This window comes from Jiangella aurantiaca (genome assembly GCF_004349105.1).
GTDB lineage: Bacteria > Actinomycetota > Actinomycetes > Jiangellales > Jiangellaceae > Jiangella > Jiangella aurantiaca.
In genome coordinates this window covers 80,641-102,872 of record NZ_SMLB01000011.1, presented here as the reverse complement: position 1 = coordinate 102,872, position 22,232 = coordinate 80,641, and the positions used below count along the sequence as shown (strand labels likewise).

Genomic DNA, 22,232 nt, shown 5'->3' with positions numbered 1-22,232 from the left:
GAGAGATCCCCGGCCGGCGATGAGGTCTCGATGAGAACGCTCTCAACAACGCCGCCCGCGCTGGAATCCGGCCGCTGGCCAGGACAGATTGAGGCTGGAAGTGCACCCACACGAAGGAGTCCAGCCATGCGTTCCACCAAGATCAGCCTCGCCGCGGCGCTCGCCGCGGCCGCCGGCCTGACCGGTGCCGGCGTCGCACTCGCCACGCCCGCGACGGCAGCGGTCGACTCCGTGGCCGTCTCGGCCGACGACGACGGGGGCGATGACGGCTCCGGCGACGACGACGGCGGTGACGATGGCGGCGGTGACGACGATGGTGCCGGTGACGACGACGGCGCGGCCGGCGCCGGTGACGACGATGGCGGCGGTGACGACGATGGTGCCGGTGACGATGACGGCGCGGCCGGCGGGGCGGGCGGCTCCGGCGGCGGTGACGACGATGGTGCCGGTGACGACGACGGCGACGACGGCCAGGCGCCGAGCGGCGGCGTGAACACTGGCGTCACCGCCAGCGACGACGACGGCGACGATGACGGCTCCGGCGACGACGACGGCGGCCAAGCGCCCAGTGGCGGCGTCGACACCGGCGCCGGCGGCACGGCAGGCGACGACACCGGCTGGCTGGCGCCGGGCGCGCTGGTCGGGCTGGCCACGGTCGGCGGGGCGGGCCTGCTGTGGCGTCGGTTCCGGACCGAGAGCTGACCGGCACACCCGCCGTTCGCCGCACACGCGGTGGCCGCCGGCCCGGGCGGGCGGCGGCCATCGCGGCGCTGTCCGCCCTGCTGGCGGCCGCGTGCGGCGGCGACGGCGACCCTTCCGGCACCGGGCCGGCGACGAACCCGCCGGCCGCCATGGCGGCCCCCACCCCGTCGCCGCCGGCCGCACCGGCCCCGAGCCGTACGCCGTCCCCGTTCCCCGCACCCACCCGGGCGCCCGAGCCGGAGCTGGCCGACCCGGTCACGGTCGCGGTGCCGGCGGTTGGCATCGAGACGGACGTCGTCCCGATCGCCGTCGACGCCGGCAACGTCCTCGTCCCGCCCCCGTACGGTGACGCCGGCTGGTGGGAGGAGGGGCCGGAGCCGGGCGAGAACGGCGCGGCCGTCATCGCCGGTCACCTGGACAGCCGCGATGGGCCGGACGTGTTCTACCGGCTCGGGGACGTGGCGCCGGGCGACGAGATCGTCGTCACCCACGCCGATGGCGGGACGTCGTCGTTCCGGGCGGTCGAGGTCGGGCAGTACTCGCAGGATGCCTTCCCGACCGACGCCGTCTACGGCGGCACGGACGACCGGCCGCTGCTGCGGCTGATCACCTGCGGTGGCGAGTACGACCGCCGGCTGGGCCGCTATCGCGACAACGTGGTGGTGTTCGCCGAACCGGCGTGAGGCCGGGTCCACTCGGGAGCGAGCACGGAGTACAACAGCGAGTCGCGCCAGCCGCCGTTGGTGAAGACGTTCTCGCGCATGCGGCCCTCGAGCACCAGCCCGAGCCGCTCGGCGACGGCGATCGAGGCGGCATTGTCCGGCCCGATCGCCGCGCTGACACGGTGCAGGCCGAGCGGGCCGAACGCGAGGTCCAGCATCGCGGCCGCGGCCTCGGTTGCATAGCCGTGACCCCAGTGCTCGGCCGCGATCAGGTAGCCGAGCTTGCCCGCCCGCACGTCGGCCAGGCCGAGCCGGACGAAGCCGATCGGGACGTCATCGCCCTCGCGCAGCGTGACGGCGAGGTAGTACTCGACCCGCGGCCGGGCGGCGGCAAGGTCGACGGCGGTACGGAGCATGCCGGCCGCCTGTTCGCGATCGAGCGAGTCGAACGCCAGGGTCCGGGTCAGGCGGTCGTCGCTGACCAGCGCGTACAGCCCGTCGACGTCGTCGTCGCGGAAGTCGCGCAGCCGCAGCCGCCGGGTGGCGAGCATCGTCACCTCGTCCGTCGTCACCGCCGACCTCCCTGGGGGTTCGTCCCCATTCTGGCCGATCCGGGGGAATTCGGCGCGCCGAGCGCAGCGCCGCCGGGTCAGCGCGGCGGCAGCGTCGCGGCGTACATGCGGGTGAACTCCTCCATCGCGGCGTCGACGCCGGCGCGGTCGCCGGTGGCGAGCAGGTCGAGCAGCAGCCCGCGGGCGACTGCGAGGCCGAGCCGGGCCTGCGCCCGGGCTGCGTCGGGCGCGGTGCCGGCCTTCTCCAGAGGCCCCACCAGCGCCGTCACCCAGGTGTCGACGATGCCGTCGAGCAGCGGCAGCGCAGCCGGGTCGCCCTGCAGCGCGCGGCCGTAGAGCTCGAAGAACAACCGCTCGTGGGGCCAGAGCGCGGGGTCGGCGAGCCGGGCCCAGAACCGGCGCGCCGCGTCGATCGGGTCGTCCTCGGCGGCGGTCAGCTCGGCGAGCAGCTCGCGCTGCCGTTCTTCCATGGCCCGGACGACCTCGACGAACAGGCCCTCCTTGGAGCCGAAGTGGTAGATCAGCATGCGGTGACTGGTGCCCAATGCGGCCGCGATCTGCCGCAGGCTCCGCTCCCCCACCCCGTTCGCCGCGACGTACTCGACCGCCGCACGCAGCAGCCGCTCCTTCCCGCCACCCGCCTCCGTCATGCCCAGATCCTAGCTGTACCATTTGGTACAGGAGGTCATCATGGGTGTGCAACACATCGACGTCTCGGCCACCACGACGGCACCGGCCGCCGCCGTCTACGCGCTACTGCGAGATGGCGCGAGCTGGCCGGGCTGGTCCCCGCTCGGCTCGTTCGAGCTGGAGTCACCCGGCGAGGACGGCGGCGAGAGCGTCGGCGCGGTGCGGGTGTTCCGCACCGGCCGCACCACCAGCCGCGAGCGCATCGTCGAGCTCGTCCCGGACCGGCGGCTCAGCTACGTGCTGCTGTCCGGCCTGGCCATCAAGGACTACCGCGCCGACATCGACCTCACCGAGCGCCCGGACGGCACCACCATCCGCTGGCACTCGTCGTTCCGGGCGAAAGTGCCGGGCATGGGCGGCCTCTACCGCCGCACACTGACGAAGTTCATCCAGCAGTGCGCCGACGGCCTCGCGCAGCACGCGGCCGCTCGGCTGACGCCTTAGAACGCTCTAGCACCCCCGAATCCTTGTTGACCACGGAGAACTCCCCCTGCGGAGGCACTGGAAAGGGACGCTTCTCCGTGATCAACGTCATGGTGTGGGTTCGATGTCGTCGCGGGGTGCGCAACGAGGGTTGCCCGTTGTGACGCCGTCGAGCGTGACTACTCGACCTCGTTGCGGACCAGCGCGACCGCGGCGTCGACCCGGGCCTTTGTGCCGGGGTCGCGCAGGTCGATGCCGGAGTCCACGGCCGCGGTCCAGACGATCTCGTCGGACGGGGTGCGCCGGCCGGTGACGCGCACGCCGCGGCGGCCGTCGACGGCGACATGGCGGCTGATGACCACGCTCTGGGTGACCTGTTCGCGGACGACGTCGACCAGCCGGCGCGGCGACTCGAGCGCCACGCGGTGCCGGCGCCGGCGTCCGTTGCCGTCCGGGAGCTCCGTGACGACGAGCAGCTCGGCGTCGCCGTCCCACGCGGCCGTCTCGACGCGGGCCCACTCCACCGAGGTGCCGCGCAGCAGCAACCGGTGCGTGGTGGCGGCGACCTCGCCGTCAGGGCCGTCGGCGGTCGCGAGCACCCGTTCTCCCGGCGCGAGTCCGTCGATGGCAGGGGGACGTTGCCGGCGCAGCCTCATCGGCCCAGCCTAATTCCCGTTCCCTTGCGGGACTGCTGCCGGCCGGGACCTCGCGGTAGGCCGTGGGCCAGCGAGGCCTCAGGCGAGGTAGTCGCGCAGCTCGCTGGCCCACTCGTTGCGCCGCAGCTTGGTGAGCGTCCGGTGCTCGATCTGGCGGACCCGTTCGCGGGTGACGCCGAACTCGCGACCCACCTCCTCCAGCGTCCGGGTGCGGCCGTCATGCAGGCCGTAGCGGAGTCGGACGACCATCTTCTCGCGCTCGCTGAGGCCGTCGAGCACCTGCTCGACCTGGTCGCGCAGCAGCAGCTGTGCGACCAGCTCCTCGGGGCTCAGCGCGTCGGTGTCCTCGACGAAGTCGCCGAACATGTTGTCCGACGACTCGCCGACCGGCAGCTGCAGGCTGACCGGCTCCTCGGCGTACGAGAGCAGCTCGACGACGCGGTCGGCGGGCAGCGACGTGGCGGCGGCCAGCTCCTCGACGGACGGGTCGCGGGCCTGCTTCTGCGCCAGCGTACGCAGCACCCGCAGGACACGGTTGAGCTCGTCGACCACGTGGACCGGCAGCCGGATCGTGCGGCCCTGCTCGGCCAGCGCGCGGCTGATGGCCTGGCGGATCCACCAGGTGGCGTACGTGGAGAACTTGAACCCGCGGGCGTGGTCGAACCGCTCGACGGCGCGGATGAGGCCGACGTTGCCCTCCTGGATGAGGTCCAGCATGGGCAGGCCGCGGCGAGTGTAGCGGCGGGCGATGGAGACGACGAGGCGCAGGTTGGCCTCGATGAGGCTGGCCTTGGCCCGCTGGCCGATGCGGACGACCTCGACGAGCGCGTCGTGGTCGGGACCGGCATCGCCGGCGGCCAGCCGCTCGCCGGCCAGCAGCCCGGCCTCGATGGCGCGCGCCAGCCGGACCTCCTCGGCGCCGCTGAGCAGCGGGATGCGGCCGATCTCGCGCAGGTAGCGGCGGGTGAGGTCGGTGCCGCCGCCGGGACCGGCGTCGTGAATCCGCGGCATCGGCGCGGCCGGCGGATCGTCGTCGTCGACGACGGCCACGGGCACAGGATCGCCCAGGTCTCTGACGTCGGAGAAGTCACCGTCCGGCCGCCCACGCTGGGACGGCAGCGCGCGACCCTCCGCCCTCGATCGGATCACCGGCACCACCTCGGTCCACCAAGTGTGCCCCGACGAGGTGCCTGGCAGCTACCCTTCCGGGCGAATCGATGATCATCGACATCCGCACGACACGGGGCGGCAACACGCGTCCGGCGTGCTGCCGCCCCGTGTGGGATCGGCTGCGTTCAGCGCATCCGCAGCTCGGTGAGGTACCGGTAGCCGACCTCCGCGGTCTGCAGCGGGGTGACGTCCGGGGTGTCGTTCTCGACGATGTACTCCAGCACGCGGTGCGCGCGGAAGATCTTCGCGAAGTCGATGTGCCCGGTGCCAAGATCGGCCATGTCGCCGCCAGCGAGGTGGCGGTCCTTGACGTGGTACTGCAACGTCCGCTGCGGCGCGGCGTCGATGACGTCGATGGCGAACTGCTCGGAGTCCTCGACCGCGACGCCGCTGTTGATGCCGCCGGTCACGGCCCAGTAGAGGTCGACCTCGAGGTGGACGAGGCCCGGATCCAGCTCGGACGTCAGCACCTCCCACGGCGTCACGCCGCCGCCGAGGTCGGTCGTGAACTCGTGCGCGTGGTTGTGGTAGCCGTAGCGCAGACCGTACGTCCGCGCCAGCGCGGCCTCCTCGTTCATCTGCTCGGCCCACAGCTGCCAGTCGGACAGCTTGTCCGAGGCGAGGTACGGGACGACGATGAACCGCTGGCCCAGCGTGACGGCGTTCTCGAGCTTGGTCTCCAGCGAGGCCTGGTCGCCACTGATGCCGTCGTGGCTCGACGTGCACGAGATGCCGATCTCATCGTAGAAGTCGCGCAGCTGGGCAGCGGTGCGGCCGAAGTACCCGAGGGCCTGCTCGACCTTGACGTAGCCGTAGTCGGCGATCGCCTGCAGCGTCGCGTCGAACCCCGGCGAACCCCACAGCGCGTCGCGCACCGTCCACAGCTGGATGCTGATCGCGCCGCGCGGGACGATCGCCCGGCCGGTCGGCCGGGCGCCGGCCGATGCGGGCAGCGCACCGCCGACACCCGCCAGCACGCCGCCGGCGGCCGCGGCCGCGCCGAGCAGGAACGTCCGCCGGCCCAGTCCGCGACGGGCCAGCGACTCGTCCAAGGCGCGGTCGCCGTCGTATCCGTAACACATCATCGTGCTCCTTTCGGGGGGTGCTGCGAAGGTCTAGTCGCCGGAGCTGAACGCGGCGTCGAACGCCGCCGCCGGCGCGTCGAACAGGCGCGACTTCACGAACTCCAGGGCCTCGGGGGCGCCGCGCAGGCGGTCCATGCCGGCGTCCTCCCACTCGACGGAGATGGGGCCGTCGTAGCCGATCGCGTTGAGCGTGCGGAACGCCTGCTCCCACGGCACGTCGCCGTGGCCGGTGGAGACGAAGTCCCAGCCCCGCCGCGGGTCGGCCCACGGCAGGTGCGAGCTGAGCCGGCCGTTGCGGCCGTTGCCGAGCTGCTTCTTCGTGTCCTTGCAGTCGACGTGGTAGATGCGGTCGCGGAAGTCCCAGATGAACGCGACGGGGTCGAGGTCCTGCCAGACCATGTGGCTGGGGTCCCAGTTGAGGCCGAACGCCTCGCGGTGTCCGATGGCCTCGAGCGTCTGCACCGTCGTCCAGTAGTCGTAGGCGATCTCCGACGGGTGCACCTCGTGCGCGAACCGCACGCCGACCTCGTCGAACACGTCGAGGATCGGGTTCCAGCGGTCGGCGAAGTCGCGGTAGCCGGCAGCGATCATGTCGTCCGACGCCGGCGGGAACATCGCGACGTACTTCCAGATCGCCGAGCCGGTGAAGCCGACGACGGTGTTCACGCCGAGCCGGGCGGCCGCGCGCGCCGTCATCTTCATCTCCTCGGCGGCGCGCTGCCGGACGCCTTCGGGCTCGCCGTCGCCCCAGATGCGGTCCGGCAGGATCCCCCGGTGCCGCTGGTCGATCGGGTCGTCGCAGACCGCCTGGCCCTTGAGGTGGTTGGAGATCGCCCACACCTTCAGGCCGTTCTGCTCCAGGATGTCCAGCCGCGACTTCACGTAGGCGTCGTCCTCGGCCGCGCGCCACACGTCGAGGTGGTCGCCCCAGCAGGCGATCTCGAGGCCGTCGTAGCCCCACTCGCCGGCCAGCCGGGCGACCTCCTCGAACGGCAGGTCGGCCCACTGCCCGGTGAACAGGGTGATCGGTCGTGCCATGGTGTCTCCTTCGTGCGTCGGTGCGGTTGCGCGCTCTGCTATCGATTCCGGGCAGGGGTGCTGAGCTCGGCGAGCTCGAGCATCAGATCGCGGACGTCGGTGGCGGCCAGCTGGTCGCGGGCGGTCGACGGGTCGCTGCACAGCAGCACCGGCCCGTCGGCGGGGTCGTCGGGCAGCCGGCCGTGCGTGCCGCGGACCCACTGCCCGTCCAGCGGCACGACGTTCATCGCGTACCGCAGGCCCAGCTTCTTCTTCGCCAGGTTGGCGCCGGCCCGCAGCTTGACCCGCGGGTCGGCGGGGTCGAGGAACAGCTCGGCGGGGTCGTAGCCGGGCTTGCGGTGGATCTCGACACCGCGCGCGAAGTCGGGCGCGCGGTCGTCGTGCAGCCAGTAGTAGTAGGTGAACCACGCGCCGAGGTCCGCGACCAGCACCAGCTCGCCGGAGCGCTCGTGGTCCAGCCCGAACTCCCGCTGCGCCTCCTTGTCCAGGACGAGGTCGACGCCGGGCAGCGCCTGGCACAGCTCCCGGACGGCGTCGAGGTCGGCCGGATCCTTGACGTAGACATGCGCCACCTGGTGGTCGGCGACGGCGAACGCCCGCGACGCCCACGGGTCCAGGTACTCCATGCCGGCCTGCGTGTAGACGTCCAGCAGCCCGGCCTGCCGCAGCGCCCGGTTGACGTGCACCGGGCGGCTGGCCGGGCCGATGCCGTACTCGCTGAGCGCGACGACCGTGACGCCCTGGTCGCGGGCGTCAGTGAGCAGCGGCGCCAGCACGCGGTCGACGTCGCGGGCCGCGGCGACGGCCTGCGGGCTGTGCGGCCCGAACCGCTGCAGGTCGTAGTCGAGGTGCGGGACGTAGGCCAGCGTGAGGTCGGCCTGCGGCATCAGCTTCCGCGTCGCCTGGACGATCCACTCGCTGGACTTGATCGACGCCGTCGGACCCCAGTACTGGAACAGCGGGAACGCTCCCAGCGAGCGGGTCAGCTCGTCGTGCAGGGCCGGCGGCCGGGTGTAGCAGTCCGGCGACTTGCGGCCGTCGGCGTGGTAGATCGGCCGCGGCGTCACCGTCCAGTCGGTGTCGGCGCCCATCGCGTACCACCAGCACACGTTCGCGACGGTGTAGCCGGGCCGCACCTGCCGCGCGACGTCCCACACCTTCTCGCCCTGGACCAGCCGGTTGTGCTGCCGCCACAGGAAGATCTCGCCGAGGTCGCGGAAGTACCAGCCGTTGCCGACGATGCCGTGGTCGCGAGGCATGGCGCCGGTGAGGAACGTCGACTGGACCGAGCAGGTCACCGCCGGCAGCACCGTGCCCAGCGCCGCCTGCCAGCCCTCCCCGGCGATCGCCCGCAGGTTCGGGGTGTGCTCCAGCAGCCGCGGCGTCAGGCCGACGACGTCGAGCACCAAGAGCTTGTTCACGCGATCTCCTCCATACCGATTTCGGCCATTCGGTCCGCGACCCAGCGCAGCTCCGCCGCCAGCCCGTCCGTCAGCCCGTCCGGGCCCTCCGGCCGGCGCCCCGCGGGCAGCACCGACCAGGTGTACGTCTCGACCTCCACGTGGTCGGTCACCGCCCGCTCGCCGCCGAACAGCGCCCGTAGCGTCGCCGTCAGGTGCTGCTGCGTGGCGGCCAGCGGCGGCTCCGGCTGCTCGTGCACTGGCACGTGGAAGTGCACCCGCCATGGCCCGTCGTCCGGGAACGCCGCCGACGACAGCGCCGCCGGCAGGTCGTCGACTCCCACGACCTGGCCGCGTGTGCGGACCCGGGTCTGGTGCAGGAACCGGTCCTCGGCGTACGCGGCCAGCGCCTTGCGGGCGACCGGGTCGGACGGGTCGGCGACCTCGAGCGCCGCCGACGCCTGCGTCTTGACGACGGGCAGCCCGGCGGCCGCCAGCGTGGCCAGCGCGTCGGCCGGCTCCTCGAACTGCGTCGCCAGGTGGCAGGCGTCCAGGCAGACGCCGATCCGGTCGGTGTCGACGGCGCCGAGCTGGGCGGCGGCCCCGTCGATCGTCTCGACGACGCAGCCCGGCTCCGGCTCCAGCGCCACCCGGACCGTCCGCCCGGTGTCCGCCTCGACCTTGGCCAGCCCGTCGGCCAGCTGCGCCAGCCGGTCCGCCGCGAGCCCGCGCCGGGCGTCGTCCCACGGCGTGCGCCAGGCCAGCGGCAGGCTCGACACGCTGCCGCGGACGGCGTCGTCGGGCAGCAGCGCCGCCAGCACCCGGGCGCAGTCCAGCGTGTAGGCCAGCCGCTGGGTCGTGAGCCAGTCGGGGTGGTAGACGCCCAGCTTCACCCGCGGGTCGTGGAAGCCCTGGTACGGGAACGCGTTGAGCGTCACCACCTCGAGCCCGCCGGCGGCCAGCGTCGCGCGCAGCCGGTCGAGGTCGCCGCGGCCGGCCTCGGACGCCAGCCGAGCGACCACCGGCGCCGGCAGCCACAGGCCCAGCCCCAGACGGGACGCCCCGAGCCGCGACCGCGCGCCCGCGCCGTACCGCGTCACCTGGTCCAGCAGCGCCTCGACGTCCTCGGTCGGGTGGACGTTCGTGCAGTACGCGAGGTGGACGACGGTGCCGTCGGAGTGCCGGAACCGCATCCTCAGGCCTCCGCGGGGTCGGGTCGCTGGCCGCGCAGGATGGAATTGCCCTCGAACGTCGCGGCCCGCCCGCCCGTCCCGGCGAGGTCCACCTCGTCGAGCAGCAACCGGCCGCTCTGCCCGTAGAACTCGACCGGGTTCTGCCAGAGCACCGTGTCGACGTCGTCGGCGCTGAACCCTTCGGCGAGCATGGCGCGGCCGGTCTTGACGGTCTTCAGCGGGTCGCTGTGCCCCCAGTCGGCGGCGGAGTTGACGATCATCCGCTCCAGCCCGCGGTCGGCGAGGATGCGGACCATCCGGTGCTCGTCCATCTTGGTGTCCGGGTAGATCGAGAACCCCATCCAGCAGCCGGAGTCGGCGACCATGCCGACGGTCGTCTCGTTGAGGTGGTCGACCAGCACCCGCTCCGGCGGCAGCCCGCTCGCCGCGACCAGCTCCAGCGTGCGCCGCGTCCCGGCCGCCTTGTCGCGGTGCGGCGTGTGCACCAGCACCGGCAGGTCGTGCTCGCCGGCCAGCTCCAGCTGCCGGAGGAACACCTTCTCCTCGTCATCGGTCATCGAGTCGAAGCCGACCTCGCCGACCGCGACGACGCCGTCCTTGGCCAGGTACCGCGGCAGCACCTCGAGCACGCCGTGGCAGCGCGGGTCGTTGGCCTCCTTCGGGTTCAACGCGATCGTGCAATGGTGCCGGATGCCGAACTGCGCGGCCCGGAACCGCTCCCAGCCGAGCAGCCCGTCGAAGTAGTCGACGAACGAGCCGACGTTGGTGCGCGGCTGGCCGAGCCAGAACGCCGGCTCGGTGATCGCCCGCACCCCGGCGGCGTACATGCGCTGGTAGTCGTCGGTGGTGCGCGACGTCATGTGGATGTGGGGGTCGAAGATGCGCATCGTCAGTCCTCCTGGGAGGGGACGGGGAAGCGGCCGGCGACCGCCTCGGGATGGCGGCCGAGGATGCGCCAGGCGTCGGTGGGCACGGACCGGCCGGCGGCCACCCGCTCGTTGCCGTAGTCGGCGACCATGCGGGCCAGCTCCTCGTCGGTGCGTGCGTCGAGGTCGGCGACGGCGTCCAGCGGCACGCCGACGAACAGGCACTTCAGCACGCCCTGCCGCCAGGCCGCGGCGTCGAGGTGCCGCGCGGCGTACGGCCCCAGCGCGGCGGCGACCAGCCGGACGTCGTTGGTGCGCAGCGCGTCGGCGACCAGTGGCAGCCCGGCGTCGGCGATGTCGAGCGCCGGCAGCGCGCGCAGGACCGCCCGTTTCTCGTCGGCGTCGCCGAACCGGTACAGCTGGCCGATCTCCTCGACCAGCTTCCCGGGCTCCTTGCTCCAGCCGTCCGCGGCGGCGACGAGCAGCGCCGCTCGGGCCTCGTCCTCCAGCCGCGGGCTGCGTAGCCCGTCCGGGTCTGCAGGGTTCGACGGCCCGCGGGCCACCGTCCGGCCTACCGCTGGGAACAGCACCGAGATCCGGCCCGGGTCCGTCTCGACCTCCGCGACCAGCGCGGTCAGCCGGGCCCGGGCGGCCTCGTCGAGGTGCGGGGTGGTGCGTTCGATCGTCGCGCTCATGACGTTGACTCCTCTCCCCCGTCTTGTGTTCTCCCCCGGTCGTCCCCGTCCCCCTTCGCGTTGATCTTGGAGTAACCGGCGGGTTGAGGTCCGTTTTGCCGGATTGATTCCACGGTTACTCCAAGATCAACTGGGTTCTCGGGGCGTTGGCGGGCAGCGCGGGCCTGCGCCTCGGCCGCCCGCAGTGCGTCCAGTGAGCGGCGCGCGACGGCGGGCGCGGCGTGCCCGTGCCGCGGCAGCTCGACGGCGGCCAGCCCGCCGTAGCCGACGTCCAGGAGTGCACCCAGCGCCGCCGGCAGGTCGACCTCGCCCTCGCCGAACTCGAGATGCTCGTGCACGCCCTCGACCATGTCGTCGAGCTGGACGTTCGCGAGCAGGTCGCCGGCCTGGTGGACACAGTCGGCGACGGTGCCCGCCTCGTTCGCGACGACGTGCCCGACGTCCAACGTCACGCGGAGGTGGTCCGGGTCGCCGAGCCGTTTGCGCAGCTCCAGCACTCCGGCGACGGTGTCGACGAACATCCCGGGCTCCGGCTCGAACGCGCAGACCATGCCGCGCCGGTCGGCCTCCTCCAGCACCGCCGCCACGCCCGCCGTCAGCCGCCGCCAGCCCTCGTCGGCGCTGACGCCACCGGGCAGCGTGCCGGACCAGAACGACACCGCCTCCGCGCCCAGCTCGGCGCCGATCCGGACCGCCCGGCACAGCAGGTCGACCCGCCGTTCCCGGCCGCTGTCGGAGACCAGGTTCGGCTCGTGCTTGCGCCACGGGTCCAGCACGTACCGCGCGCCGGTCTCGATGACGACATCGAGGTCCAGCTCGGCCAGCCGCTGCCCGACCGCGACGGTGCGCGCGGACAGGTTCGGCGCGAACGGGTCCAGGTGCGGGTGGTCCACCGTCAGCGCGACGCCGTCGTAGCCCAGCCCGGCGATGACGGCGAGCGCGTCGTCGAGCCGGTGGCTGCCGAACCCGTTCGTGCCATAGCCAAATCTGAGACTCACGTCGGCGACACCACCTTCGACAGCGCCCGGACCGCCGGGCCGATGCCGACGACGGCGCCGGCCAGCGCCACCGCCCCGGCCCGGGCGAGCAGCGCCGACTGCAGAGGGATGACGCCGCGCACGCCGGCCCCGGTCGCGGACCGGACGGTCGCGGCGTCCGGCGTGCGAGCCGCGCCGAGCTGCGCCCGCCCCACCGTCGCCGCATACAACGCGGCGAATCCGGCCGCCGCCAGCCCGCGCACGGACCGGGTCGGCGGCGGCAGTGCGGCGGCCAGCGACGCGGCCGCGGTCGCGCCGAGTGCGGCCCGGGCCGACGCCGTCGAACCGCCGTGCACCTCGCCGCGGCTGAGCACGGTGACACCGACGGTGTGGGTGGCGACCGCCAGCGCCGGCAGCGCCGCCGCGCGTTCGCGGCCGCCGGCGCCCAGCAGCACGTCGAGGCCGCGGGCGGCGCCCATCGCGACCGGCCCGGCCGGGGTGGCCTTGGCGACCAGGTCGTAAGCCCACACCGTGGCGGCCAGCGGGACGGCGACCCGCACGGCTCGCCGTCCACCGGCCACGGCCGCCAGCCCCACGCCGGCCGCCGTCAGGCCGGCGGCCAGGGCCAGCGCCTCACCGGGCCGCACCCGGCCGGACGGGATCGGCCGCTCCGGTCGCTCGACGCGGTCGAGGTCGCGGTCGGCATAGTCGTTCAGTGCCATGCCGGCCCAGTACAGGCAGGCCGAGGCCAGCGGCGTGACCGCGGTCCGGACGCCATACGGGAACCCGGCCGCGGCCGCGCCCGCCAGCGAGTCGCCCGGCACGGTCAACGCCGCGGGCGCCCGCACCAGCTCGGCGACGTCGCGGAACCTCATAACGCTCCCCGACCGGCCCGCGCGCACCAGCCGGCCAGCGCCGCCCACTGCGCGCTGAGCGCGTGCACGTCGCTGGCGGCCGGGTCCTTGAAGAAGAACCCGAACTCCGGCACCGGCCCGGCGGCGCCCAGCTCGTGCGCCCGCGCGAGCAGCCGGACGAGGTCCAGCACCAGCGGCGCGGCCAGCGAGGAGTCGCAGCCGGACCAGGTGAACTGCATGGACATCCGGGTGCCGAGGAAGCCCTCGAACGACACCAGGTCCCATGCCGTCTTCCAGTCACCGAGGTCGGGCACGTAGTCGATGTGCAGCGGCCCGTCGACCGGGTGGCCGAGGATCGACTCCAGGCCGTTGGCCTTGGTGGCGATCTTGCTGGCGGCGTTGTCCGGGTCGGCGAGCGTCTGCCCGTCGCCGCCCCCCAGCAGGTTGACCGACGACCACGAGCGCACCTTCAGCGCGCGCATCGCGAACATCGGCCCGAGCACGGTCTTGACCAGCGTCTCGCCGGTCTTGGCGTCCGAACCGGCCCACGGGACGCCCCGCTCCAGCGCCAGTTCGAGCAGAGCCGGGAGCCGCGGTCCCGGGCTCGGGGTGAAGGCGACGTACGGGCAGCCGGCCCGGAACGCCGCGTAGGCGTACAGCGAGCTGCCCGGCAGCGGCGCCTCGCCCGCGTCCAGCGCGCCCTCCAGTGCCGCGAGCGTCTCCAGCGCGGGGACGTCGCCGGCCGGCGGCTCGGTGCTCGACACGTCGACGACGACCACGCGGTCCAGGCCGTTCTCGTCGCGGAACGCGCGCAGCTCGGCCCCGACCCGGTCCGCCGCCGAACGCTGCGTCCCGTGCCCGGCCACGACGCCGGGCCGGATCCGCTCGTCGGCGGCGGCGAGGTCGCCGGCCAGTACGGTGGCCAGAGCGGGCGGGAACACACCGCCCGCGCTCAGCTCCTCGGCCCGCTTGCCCAGCGTTCCCTCGGCGACCTCGTGGCCGCCGACGACGACGCCGTCCAGCGACGGCAGCCCGGCCGCCGCGACCTCGGGCAGCTCGGACACCATGCCGGTGTGCCCGGCCAGCCGGGACCGGATGGCCAGCAGGCCGACCGTGGTCGTCGTGGCCACCGAGCCACGGGCGCCGACGAACCAGATGCCGACGCCGCTCATGCCTGCGCCCCTTCGAACGCCACGAAGCTGGCGCCCCGGTGCCGGCGCGGAGCGCGTCGCTCCGGCACCGGGGCCGGGAGCCGGCGTGTGCCGGCTCCCCGTCGCCCACGAGAGCCCGGCCCGGCGATCCGGGGCAGGGCCGAGGTGCCCTGGTCGCGGGTTCCGTTCCGGCGCGGCGCGCCGGACGGCAGCAGAACTCTCATGGTGACGTCTCCTTGTGGTGGGGGTTGGGGACTGTGTCATCGCCGACTGACGTCAGACCTCGCGGTCGGCTACAACGGTTACTCCGTGGCGGGCAGCTCCTTGCCCTCTGTACGGTCCGGGTCGCCGTCGAGACGGCCCGTCTCGGTGAGCGCCTCACCACCGTTGGCCTCGACGCCGGCCGCGGCCTGCCGCGGCGTGCCGCCGAGCCGGAGGATCATCGCGTCGGCGTCCCGGACGAGGGTGCCGCGCACCCCCGCGTCGGTGACCTTCGCGTTGACCGTGCTCTTGAACGTCTCCAGCGCGATCACGGCCCGGTCCTCGCGGCCCATGCCCTCCTGCCGGCGGGCGGTGGACAGCGACTTCTGCAGGTCCTTGGCCACTCGTGGCGTGATCTGCCCGGCCGTCTGGAACTGGGTGATCAGGCTCTCCATGTCCGAGAAGGACGTCGTGGAGAAGAACACCAGCTCCTGGACCGTGCTGTTGCCGGCCGCGTCGGTCGCCTCGACGACCAGCTCGTGCAGGCCGAGCGGGATCGCGTGCAGCGCGACCACGGCACCGGACTGGATCGGCGCGCCGTCCAGCGTCCCGGTCACAGTGACCGGTCCGTTGTCCGTCGCCGCCCAGCTGACGGTCAGGCTCAGGCTGTCGCCGTAGAGCTGGCCGTGCGCGACGCCGCTCACCGACAGCACCGGCGCGGACCCGTCGACGCTGACTGTGACCGCCTTGGCGTCCTCGGCGTTCCCGGCCGCGTCGGTCGAGCGGTACAGCAGCTCGTGCTCGCCGTCGCCGCTGACCGTGACCGGCCCGTCGTAGGCCGTCCATTCGCCTCCGTCGAGCGACCACTCGGTGGCCGCGACGCCGGACGTGGCGTCGGTGGCCGCCAGCGTGACGTCCACGGCGCCGCCCGGGCCGCCGCCCTCGAGCGTGGCGGTGGTGACCGGCGGCGTGGCGTCCTTGCGGACCGCCACCGGCACCGGGCCGGACACGTTGCCGGCGGTGTCGGTGCCACGGAACTCCAGCGCGTGCTCGCCGTCGGCGTCCACGATCACCGCACCGGTGTACGGCGTCCAGTCGCCGCCGCCGGTCCGGTACTCCAACGCGACCTCGCCGCCCTGCTCGTCGGTGCCCACCGCGGTGACGGAGACCGGGCCGGTCCACCAGCCGTTCTGGCCGGTCGGCTCGGCCGGGTCGAGGGTGACCTCGACCGCGGGCGCCGTCTCGTCGACGAGCTCCTGGATGCGGACGTTGCGGAAGTACACCTGGTCCGCGGCTCCGTGGTTCTGGATGCCGATGTAGCTGGGCTGGTTCATCCGATTCGGGTCGGTGTCGGTGTAGTCGTTGATCAGCGCACCGTTGAGGTAGACCCGGATGCGGTCGCCCTGGACCACGATCTCGTACTCGTTCCACTCGCCCGGCGGGTTGAGCGCCGCGTCGCGAGCGGCCTGGTCGGCACCCTGGAACGCGTAGATCGCACCCGTGGTGCGGTCCGCCGCGTCCGTGGCGTCGATCTGGATCTCGTGGCCCTGGTTGACGGCGACCCAGGGGTCGGTCCCCGGGTTCGGGAACCCGACGAAGACGCCGGAGTTGTCGTCGCCCGGCATCATCCAGTCCAGCTTGAGGCTGTAGTCCTCGTAGGAGTCCGCCGAGTACCAGTACAGGCCCATGCCGCCCTCGGACAGCAGCGTGCAGTCCTCGGTAAGCGCGAACCCGCCCGGACCGGCCATCTCCCAGCCGGCCAGGCTCGCCTCGGTGCCGTCGAAGAGGCTGGTGTAGCCCTCCTCCGGCGCCGTCGGCTCGCAGGCCTGCTGGCCGCCGTCGACGTGGAAGTAGTCGAACGTGACCGTCTTGGGCGCCACCTGGTTGGTGCCGATGGTGAACAGGCCGACCCGTACATCGCCCGCGGACAGCGCGGTGTTGGTGACCGCCTCGCCCAGCGGGGTCCAGGTCTGCCCGTCGGCGCTGTAGGCGCCGCTGTAGGTGTCGCCGGACCGGGAGAGGCGCAGGTGCCACACGCCCTGGGTCAGGCCGGTGACCTGGGGTTGCGGGTTCTGGATGGCGGCGCCGACCTCGCTACGCAGCTCGATGCGGCGGGCCACCGGCTGACCGGCCGGGTTGTCGACCACGAAATCGAACTTGACGTAGTTGTCGTCGTCCTCGTAGACGATCAGCCCGCCCTGCTGGTACTGCTCGACCAATGCGGAGGCGTCGACCAGCGTCTCGATGGTCCACTCGTCGCCGGCGGGCGCCGGCTGGAGCATGAAGTTCCCCGGCGGCGGCGTGGTGTCGCCGGTGTAGATGTCGCCGTTCGGGGTGTCGATCTCCAGCTTCCCGTCGGCGACCCGGTAGCCCGTCTCGTCCGGCCGCAGCACGGTCCAGCGGCAGCCGTCCAGCGTCGTCCCGTCGAACTCGTCGTCCGGGGCCGGCGGCGTGGCGGTGTCGTCGGGCGTGATGTGGAACGAGTCGAACCGCACCTCGGTGACCGGCTGGCCGGTGCCGGACAACGCGACCAGGCCGATCTTCGGGTTCGTGATGCCGGACAGGCTCTTCGTCTGCGGCATCTCGGTGAAGTTCACGCCGTCGGCGCTGTACGCGGCGCGCAGGTTGGTGCCATCGCTGATGTAGCGCACCCAGACGGTGTCCGGGTAGGCGGCGCCGAGGTTGGCGGTGTTGCTCTCGCCGACCTCGTTGGGCGCGCCGTTCTCCTCGCGGATGAACTGGAAGATGCGCGCCGCCGGGTTGGTGGTGCCGGTGTCACGGCCCTCCAGCACCATCTTGGCGTAGTTGTCGTCGTCGCCGTAGATGATCAGACCGGCCTGCTGGTAGGCCCGGTAGGCCTGCATGGTCAGCTTCGCGGTCGCGGTGAACGGCCCGTCCGGCAGGTCCTGCAGGACGATGTTCGGCGTGTTCGTGTTGTTGGTGCCGTAGATGTCGGTGCTCGACGTCGGCAGCGCCAGCGAGCCGTCCTCGACCACGAGGTCCTGGTTCTCGCGGATCACCGTCGTCCAGCGGTCTCGGTCCAGCGACGTGCCGTCGAATCCGTCGGACCGCCCGTTGAGGCAGACCGGCGGCTCGCTCACGACCGGGTCGACCTCGATGGTGACGTGCTCGGTCGCCGCGGCGCCGCGCGCGTCGGTCACTGTCACCGAGGCGTCGTAGCTGCCCGCCTCGGTGTAGGTGTGCGACGCCGTGGGGCCGGTGGCGGTGCCGCCGTCGCCGAAGACCCACGCGTAGGTGAGCGGGTCGTCGCCCTCGGGGTCGGTGGCGGTGGCCTCGAAGTCGACGTCCAGCGGGACGGTGCCGCTGGTCGGCGTCGCGGTCACCTCGACGTCGGGCCGCTGGTTGTCGGTGACGCCGCGGCCGTTGAAGTCGATCCAGTTCACGTTGAGCTGGCCGGCGGTCTTGACGAAGTAGAGCGGGCCGCTCGTGGTCGCCGTCTCGCCGCTCACCTCGCCGGTGAACTCACCGTAGACCTGCCAGGCGCCGGTCGCCGCCACGGCGATGGTGGCCACGGTCGGGCCATCCGGCGCGCCGGTGCGGACCTCGACCGTGGCGCCGGCCGACGGCGACGCCGCCCGCAGCGTGATGTCCTCGATGTTCGTGAGGTTCATCGGGTCCCACGCCCACCAGTCGCCGTCGTCGATCCAGCCGATGTTCTGGCTGCCGCCGGCCGGGTCGCCGGTGGTTTCCAGCGCCACGCCCGGGTCACCGCCCGACGTGGAGCCGGACAGCCGGCCGGTGTGGTCGAAGTGCTCGGCCTCGCGCCGCTTGGGCTGCAGGACCAGCACCTCCTGGCTGGTCAGCGGGCGGACGTTCGGCGCGCCGTTGTCGGTGTAGGTGACCGTGACGGTGCCGAAGATGTTCGCGCCGACGTGCCCCTCGTCGCCGGGCAGCGCGAACGTGCCCGCGCAGCCGAAGTACTCGGCGTACTCGTGCGAGTGCTCGTCGTGGCCGAGCCCGGGCTGGGTGACGATGCGCGGGCACTCGCCCTGGCCGTCCTCGGCGTCGGTGGCGCTCACCTCGTAGCGAATGGTGTCGCCGAAGTCGAAGAACCCGCCGTTCGGCGGCCAGGCCACGTTCACCTCGGGTGCGGTGTTGCCGGCCGCGATCTCGACGTTGGCGATGTCCTGCAGGCCGTCGCCGTCCGTGACGGTCAGCGCGACGGTGTAGTCGCCCGCCGTCGTATACGTGTACGACGCCTCCGGCTCGGTGGAGTCGACCGTGCCGTCGCCGTTGAAGTCCCACGCGTAGGTGACCGGCCCGCCCTCGGGGTCGATCGACGCGGTGCCGTCGAACGACACCTCCAGCGGCACCGGGCCGGACGTCGCGCTGGCGCTGATGCGCGCCACCGGCGCCCGGGTGCCCTGCACGTAGTCGATGCGGTAGACGCCGGAGTCGGCGTTGTTGCCGCCGAAGCCGCTACCCCACTCGATCACGTACAGCGCGCCGTCCGGGCCCCACTGCAGGGCGTGCGGCCGGGCGAACGGCCAGTCCGGGAAGACGGCGTTGATGTCGGTGACGGCGGAACCGGCCTCGTCCAGCTGGAACGAGTACAGGTTGCCCTGGTTCCACTCACCGAAGATGGCCTTGCCGTCCCAGTACGCCGGCCACTTGCGGTCAGACACCAGGTCCGGGTCATACCGGTAGACGCCGCCGGCCATCGGGGCGCCACCGCCGCCGATCTCCTGGAACAGCGGGTTGGTGGAGTAGCCGTACCAGACCTCCGCCTGTATGGCAGCCGGCAGTTGCGTCAGGCCGGTGTTGTTCGGCGAGTTGTTGACCGGTGCGTCGCAGTTGAACGCGGCGCCCGACTGGTTGGTGGCGAAGTCGAAGTCGATGTACGGCGTGTTGTTGCCGACGCAGTACGGCCAGCCGTAGAACCCGGGCTGGTCGACGATGTTCCACTCCACCCGGCCGTCCGGGCCGCGGCTGGGGTTCGCGCTTCCGGCGTCCGGGCCGTAGTCGGCGACCATGAGCTTGTTCGTCGCCGGGTCCAGACCGATGCGGAACGGGTTGCGGAAGCCCATCGCGAAGATCTCGGGCCGGGTCTGCGCGGTACCTGAAGGGAACAGGTTCCCCGCGGGGATCGTGTAGCCGCCGCCGTCGGACGGGGTGATGCGCAGCACCTTGCCGCTGAGGCTGTTGGTGTTGGCCGACGTGCGCTGGGCGTCCCAGAGCTCGCGGCCGGGCCGCTCGTCGATCGGCGCGTAGCCGTTGGACGCGAACGGGTTCGTGTTGTCGCCGGTGGTGAGGTACAGGTTGCCGTCGTTGTCGAACTCCAGCGCGCCGCCGGCGTGGCAGCACTCGACCCGGTTGGTCGGGTACTCGATGATGACTGTCTCGCTGGCGAGGTCGAGCGTCTCGCCGGTCAGCGTGAACCGCGACACCCGGTCGATCGCCTCGCCGCCCGCCGGTGCGTAGGTGAGGTAGATCCAGCCGTTGGTGGTGAAGTCGGGGTCCAGCGCGATGCCCATGAGGCCGAACTCCTGGCCCGTGTACACGCTCAGCGTGCCGACCGTGGTGGCCGAGCCGTCGGGCCGGATGAGCCGGACCGCGCCGTTGCGGTCGATGTAGAGGACCCGCCCGTCGTCGGCGACCGCCAGCTCCATCGGGTTGCTGGTGGTGTCGTCGAGCGTCACCTTCTCGAAGCTGTCCGGCTTGCTGGCCGAGCAGTCCGCCGGCGTGACGCCGGCCGCGGTCTCGATGCCGCCGAGGACCAGCTGCAGGAAGTCGGGCTCCGAGTACGACTCGATGGTGTGGCCCAGGCCGGTGTACCAGGACCGGCCGCCGTCGTAGTCCTGGCACCAGGTGATCGGGTGGTCCGCACCCATGGCGCCGCCGCCTGGCGAGTACGATTTCTCGTCCAGCGACGTCAGCACGTGCACGTTCCCGCGCGGGTTGGACTGGTAGTTGTACCACTCGTCGAACCGGGACCAGAGCGGGTCGAGGTGCGCCGTCGACGGGTGCGCCGGGTCCTCCACCTTGACCGTCGCGGTCTGGTTCTGCGGGTGGCTGGCGAAGTAGGCACCGACCAGCCCGCCGTACCACGGCCAGCTGTACTCGGTGTCGGACGCGGAGTGGATGCCGGCGTACCCGCCGCCGGCCTGGATGTACCGCTCGAACGCCGCCTGCTGGTCGGCGTTGAGCACGTCGCCGGTGGTGGACAGCCAGACGACGGCGTCGTACTGGGCCAGGTTCGCGTCGGTGAACGCCGTGGCGTCCTCCGTCGCGGTGACGTCGAAGTCGTGCTCGGCGCCCAGCTGCTGGATCGCCGCGATGCCCGCCGGGATCGAGTCGTGCCGGAACCCCGCGGTCTTCGAGAACACCAGGATCGAGTAACCGCCGTGGCCGGGGTGGGCCGCGGCCGGGGGCGCCATCGCGGCGACCGCGAGCGGGACCGCCGTCACGACGGCGACACCTGCAGCCAATAATCGCCGCGCCCATCGGCGGGCGCGTTGCGCGGGATGACTCACCACAGTCTCCTTCGACTGTCGGAAACGGGAAGTGCGCTCCGTGCCGGGGGTTCCCCCGTGGTTCTCGGCCGAACCATGCTTTTCCGGTGAGGCCGAAATGTCTCGTCCTCGCAAGCTGCGGGTAGGTGCATCGTCGCGCCGGCGGTGCCGGCCGCGTGGATCAGGTGGGTGCGGGCACCTCCGTCCACGCGCTCCCGGCCGCGGCGCTGTCCTCGACAGCGGCCAGGATCCGCTGGATGTTCAGGCCGTCGGCGAACGACGGCTCCGGGTCGCGGCCCTCGGCGATCGCCGTCAGCAGGTCGACGGCCTGGTGGGTGAAGGCGTGCTCGTAGCCCAGCCCGTGCCCCGCGGGCCACCAGGCGCTGATGTACGGGTGGCTGGGCTCGGTGACCAGCACCCGTTTGAAGCCGCCCACCCGGGGGTCCTCGGTGTTGTCGAAGACGTTGAGGACGTTCATGTCCTCGAAGTCGAACGCGAGGCTGCCCTTCGCCCCGTTGATCTCGACGCGGATGGCGTTCTTGCGCCCGGTGGCGAACCGGGTCGCCTCGAACGAGCCCACCGCTCCCCCGGTGAACCGGGTCAGGAACAGCGCGGTGTCGTCGACGGTGACGGGGCCCTTCGCGGCGTGCTCGGACGCGGAGCCGGCCAGCCCGGTGAACGACTCGGGGATCGGGCGCTCCTTGACGAACGTCTCGAGGATCGCGCTGACGCCGGTGATGCGCTCGCCGGTGATGTACTGCGTCAGGTCGATGACGTGCGCGCCGATGTCGCCGAGCGCGCCGGAGCCGGCCTTGTCCTTCTGCAGCCGCCACGACAGCGGCACGTCCGGGTCGGCGATCCAGTCCTGCAGGTACTGCGCGCGGACGTGGTGCAGCTGCCCGAGCCGGCCCTCGGCCACCAGCTGCCGGGCCAGCGCGATGGCCGGCACCCGGCGGTAGGTGAAGCCGACCAGGCTGCGCACGCCCGACTCCGCCGCCTTCTCCGCCGCCTCGACCATGGCCTCGGCCTCGGCCACGGTGTTGGCCAGCGGCTTCTCGCAGAGCACGTGCTTGCCGGCTTCGAGCGCCGCGATCGCGATCTCGGCGTGCGTGTCGCCGGGCGTGCAGACGTCGACCAAACCCACGTCGTCGCGGGCGATGAGCTGCCGCCAGTCCGTCTCGACGCTCTCCCACCCGAAGCGTCTGGCGACGTTGCTCGCTGCTTCGAAGTTCCGGCCGCCCAGCGCTCTGAGGAGCGGAACAACTGGAACATCGAAGAAACTACGCGCATTGCGCCAGGCCTGGGAGTGGGCCGCCCCCATGAACGCGTAGCCCACCATCCCGATGCCGAGGGTCGGCGTGTCGTCAACCGTCATGTGCTGTGCCTTCCGTTGTGTGCCCCCGTTGGTGACGGGCGAGGCGGTG

General features: G+C 72.6%; 18 protein-coding genes. 3 read left to right on the top strand and 15 right to left on the bottom strand.

Annotation, left to right across the window (positions count from 1 at the left end):
- Positions 1–126: 126 nt before the first annotated feature.
- Positions 127–702, top strand: coding sequence for a hypothetical protein (locus E1262_RS30850; protein WP_203453759.1), 576 nt, complete (start codon positions 127–129; stop codon positions 700–702).
- The gene (locus E1262_RS10930; RefSeq protein ID WP_203453758.1) at positions 675–1,385 is read left to right on the top strand and encodes a sortase domain-containing protein; all 711 of its coding nucleotides are present in this window, start codon (positions 675–677) and stop codon (positions 1,383–1,385) included. Before E1262_RS30850 ends, E1262_RS10930 begins: the two co-directional genes overlap by 28 nt.
- Here E1262_RS10930 and E1262_RS10925 read toward each other — a convergent pair.
- Both E1262_RS10925 and E1262_RS10920 read right to left on the bottom strand, forming a co-directional pair.
- On the bottom strand, positions 1,346–1,936 hold the full coding sequence (locus E1262_RS10925; protein WP_203453757.1) for a GNAT family N-acetyltransferase: 591 nt from the start codon (positions 1,934–1,936) through the stop codon (positions 1,346–1,348). The two genes, E1262_RS10930 and E1262_RS10925, sit on opposite strands and share 40 nt — an antisense overlap.
- Positions 1,937–2,013: 77 nt before the next feature.
- Positions 2,014–2,586: a TetR/AcrR family transcriptional regulator gene (locus tag E1262_RS10920; protein ID WP_132103160.1), complete on the bottom strand. Its 573-nt coding sequence runs from the start codon at positions 2,584–2,586 to the stop codon at positions 2,014–2,016.
- A 40-nt stretch (positions 2,587–2,626) separates the two neighbouring features.
- On the opposite strand from E1262_RS10920, the gene E1262_RS10915 reads away from it, so the two are divergent.
- On the top strand, positions 2,627–3,070 hold the full coding sequence (locus tag E1262_RS10915) for an SRPBCC family protein (RefSeq protein WP_132103159.1): 444 nt from the start codon (positions 2,627–2,629) through the stop codon (positions 3,068–3,070).
- A gap of 158 nt (positions 3,071–3,228) precedes the next feature.
- Here the strand turns inward: E1262_RS10915 and E1262_RS10910 are convergent, their stop codons facing one another.
- From E1262_RS10910 to E1262_RS10850, 13 genes are all read right to left on the bottom strand, one after another.
- Positions 3,229–3,705, bottom strand: coding sequence for a hypothetical protein (locus E1262_RS10910; protein WP_132103158.1), 477 nt, complete (start codon positions 3,703–3,705; stop codon positions 3,229–3,231).
- Positions 3,706–3,783: 78 nt separating this feature from the next.
- On the bottom strand, positions 3,784–4,854 hold the full coding sequence (locus E1262_RS10905; protein WP_238992898.1) for a sigma-70 family RNA polymerase sigma factor: 1,071 nt from the start codon (positions 4,852–4,854) through the stop codon (positions 3,784–3,786).
- A 146-nt stretch (positions 4,855–5,000) separates the two neighbouring features.
- Entirely contained in the window at positions 5,001–5,960 is a 960-nt protein-coding gene (locus tag E1262_RS10900) for a sugar phosphate isomerase/epimerase family protein (protein ID WP_203453756.1), read from the bottom strand.
- 30 nt (positions 5,961–5,990) lie between these two features.
- Positions 5,991–6,998, bottom strand: coding sequence for a sugar phosphate isomerase/epimerase family protein (locus tag E1262_RS10895; protein WP_132103157.1), 1,008 nt, complete (start codon positions 6,996–6,998; stop codon positions 5,991–5,993).
- Positions 6,999–7,036: 38 nt separating this feature from the next.
- Positions 7,037–8,419, bottom strand: coding sequence for an alkaline phosphatase family protein (locus tag E1262_RS10890; protein WP_162605862.1), 1,383 nt, complete (start codon positions 8,417–8,419; stop codon positions 7,037–7,039).
- Entirely contained in the window at positions 8,416–9,591 is a 1,176-nt protein-coding gene (gene eboE, locus E1262_RS10885) for a metabolite traffic protein EboE (protein ID WP_132103155.1), read from the bottom strand. The genes E1262_RS10890 and eboE overlap by 4 nt, the downstream gene beginning before the upstream one ends.
- Positions 9,592–9,593: 2 nt before the next feature.
- Positions 9,594–10,478: a TatD family hydrolase gene (locus tag E1262_RS10880; protein ID WP_132103154.1), complete on the bottom strand. Its 885-nt coding sequence runs from the start codon at positions 10,476–10,478 to the stop codon at positions 9,594–9,596.
- Between the two features lie 2 nt (positions 10,479–10,480).
- The gene (locus E1262_RS10875) at positions 10,481–11,152 is read right to left on the bottom strand and encodes an EboA domain-containing protein (RefSeq protein WP_132103153.1); all 672 of its coding nucleotides are present in this window, start codon (positions 11,150–11,152) and stop codon (positions 10,481–10,483) included.
- Positions 11,149–12,150, bottom strand: coding sequence for a sugar phosphate isomerase/epimerase family protein (locus E1262_RS10870; RefSeq protein WP_132103152.1), 1,002 nt, complete (start codon positions 12,148–12,150; stop codon positions 11,149–11,151). The genes E1262_RS10875 and E1262_RS10870 overlap by 4 nt, the downstream gene beginning before the upstream one ends.
- Positions 12,147–13,004: an SCO3242 family prenyltransferase gene (locus E1262_RS10865; RefSeq protein WP_132103151.1), complete on the bottom strand. Its 858-nt coding sequence runs from the start codon at positions 13,002–13,004 to the stop codon at positions 12,147–12,149. Before E1262_RS10865 ends, E1262_RS10870 begins: the two co-directional genes overlap by 4 nt.
- Positions 13,001–14,155: an inositol-3-phosphate synthase gene (locus E1262_RS10860; RefSeq protein ID WP_132103150.1), complete on the bottom strand. Its 1,155-nt coding sequence runs from the start codon at positions 14,153–14,155 to the stop codon at positions 13,001–13,003. Before E1262_RS10860 ends, E1262_RS10865 begins: the two co-directional genes overlap by 4 nt.
- Before the next feature lie 281 nt (positions 14,156–14,436).
- Positions 14,437–20,763, bottom strand: a complete 6,327-nt coding sequence (locus E1262_RS10855; RefSeq protein WP_203453755.1) for a ThuA domain-containing protein — start codon at positions 20,761–20,763, stop codon at positions 14,437–14,439.
- 226 nt (positions 20,764–20,989) lie between these two features.
- On the bottom strand, positions 20,990–22,183 hold the full coding sequence (locus tag E1262_RS10850) for a Gfo/Idh/MocA family protein (RefSeq protein WP_132103149.1): 1,194 nt from the start codon (positions 22,181–22,183) through the stop codon (positions 20,990–20,992).
- Positions 22,184–22,232 lie beyond the last annotated feature (49 nt).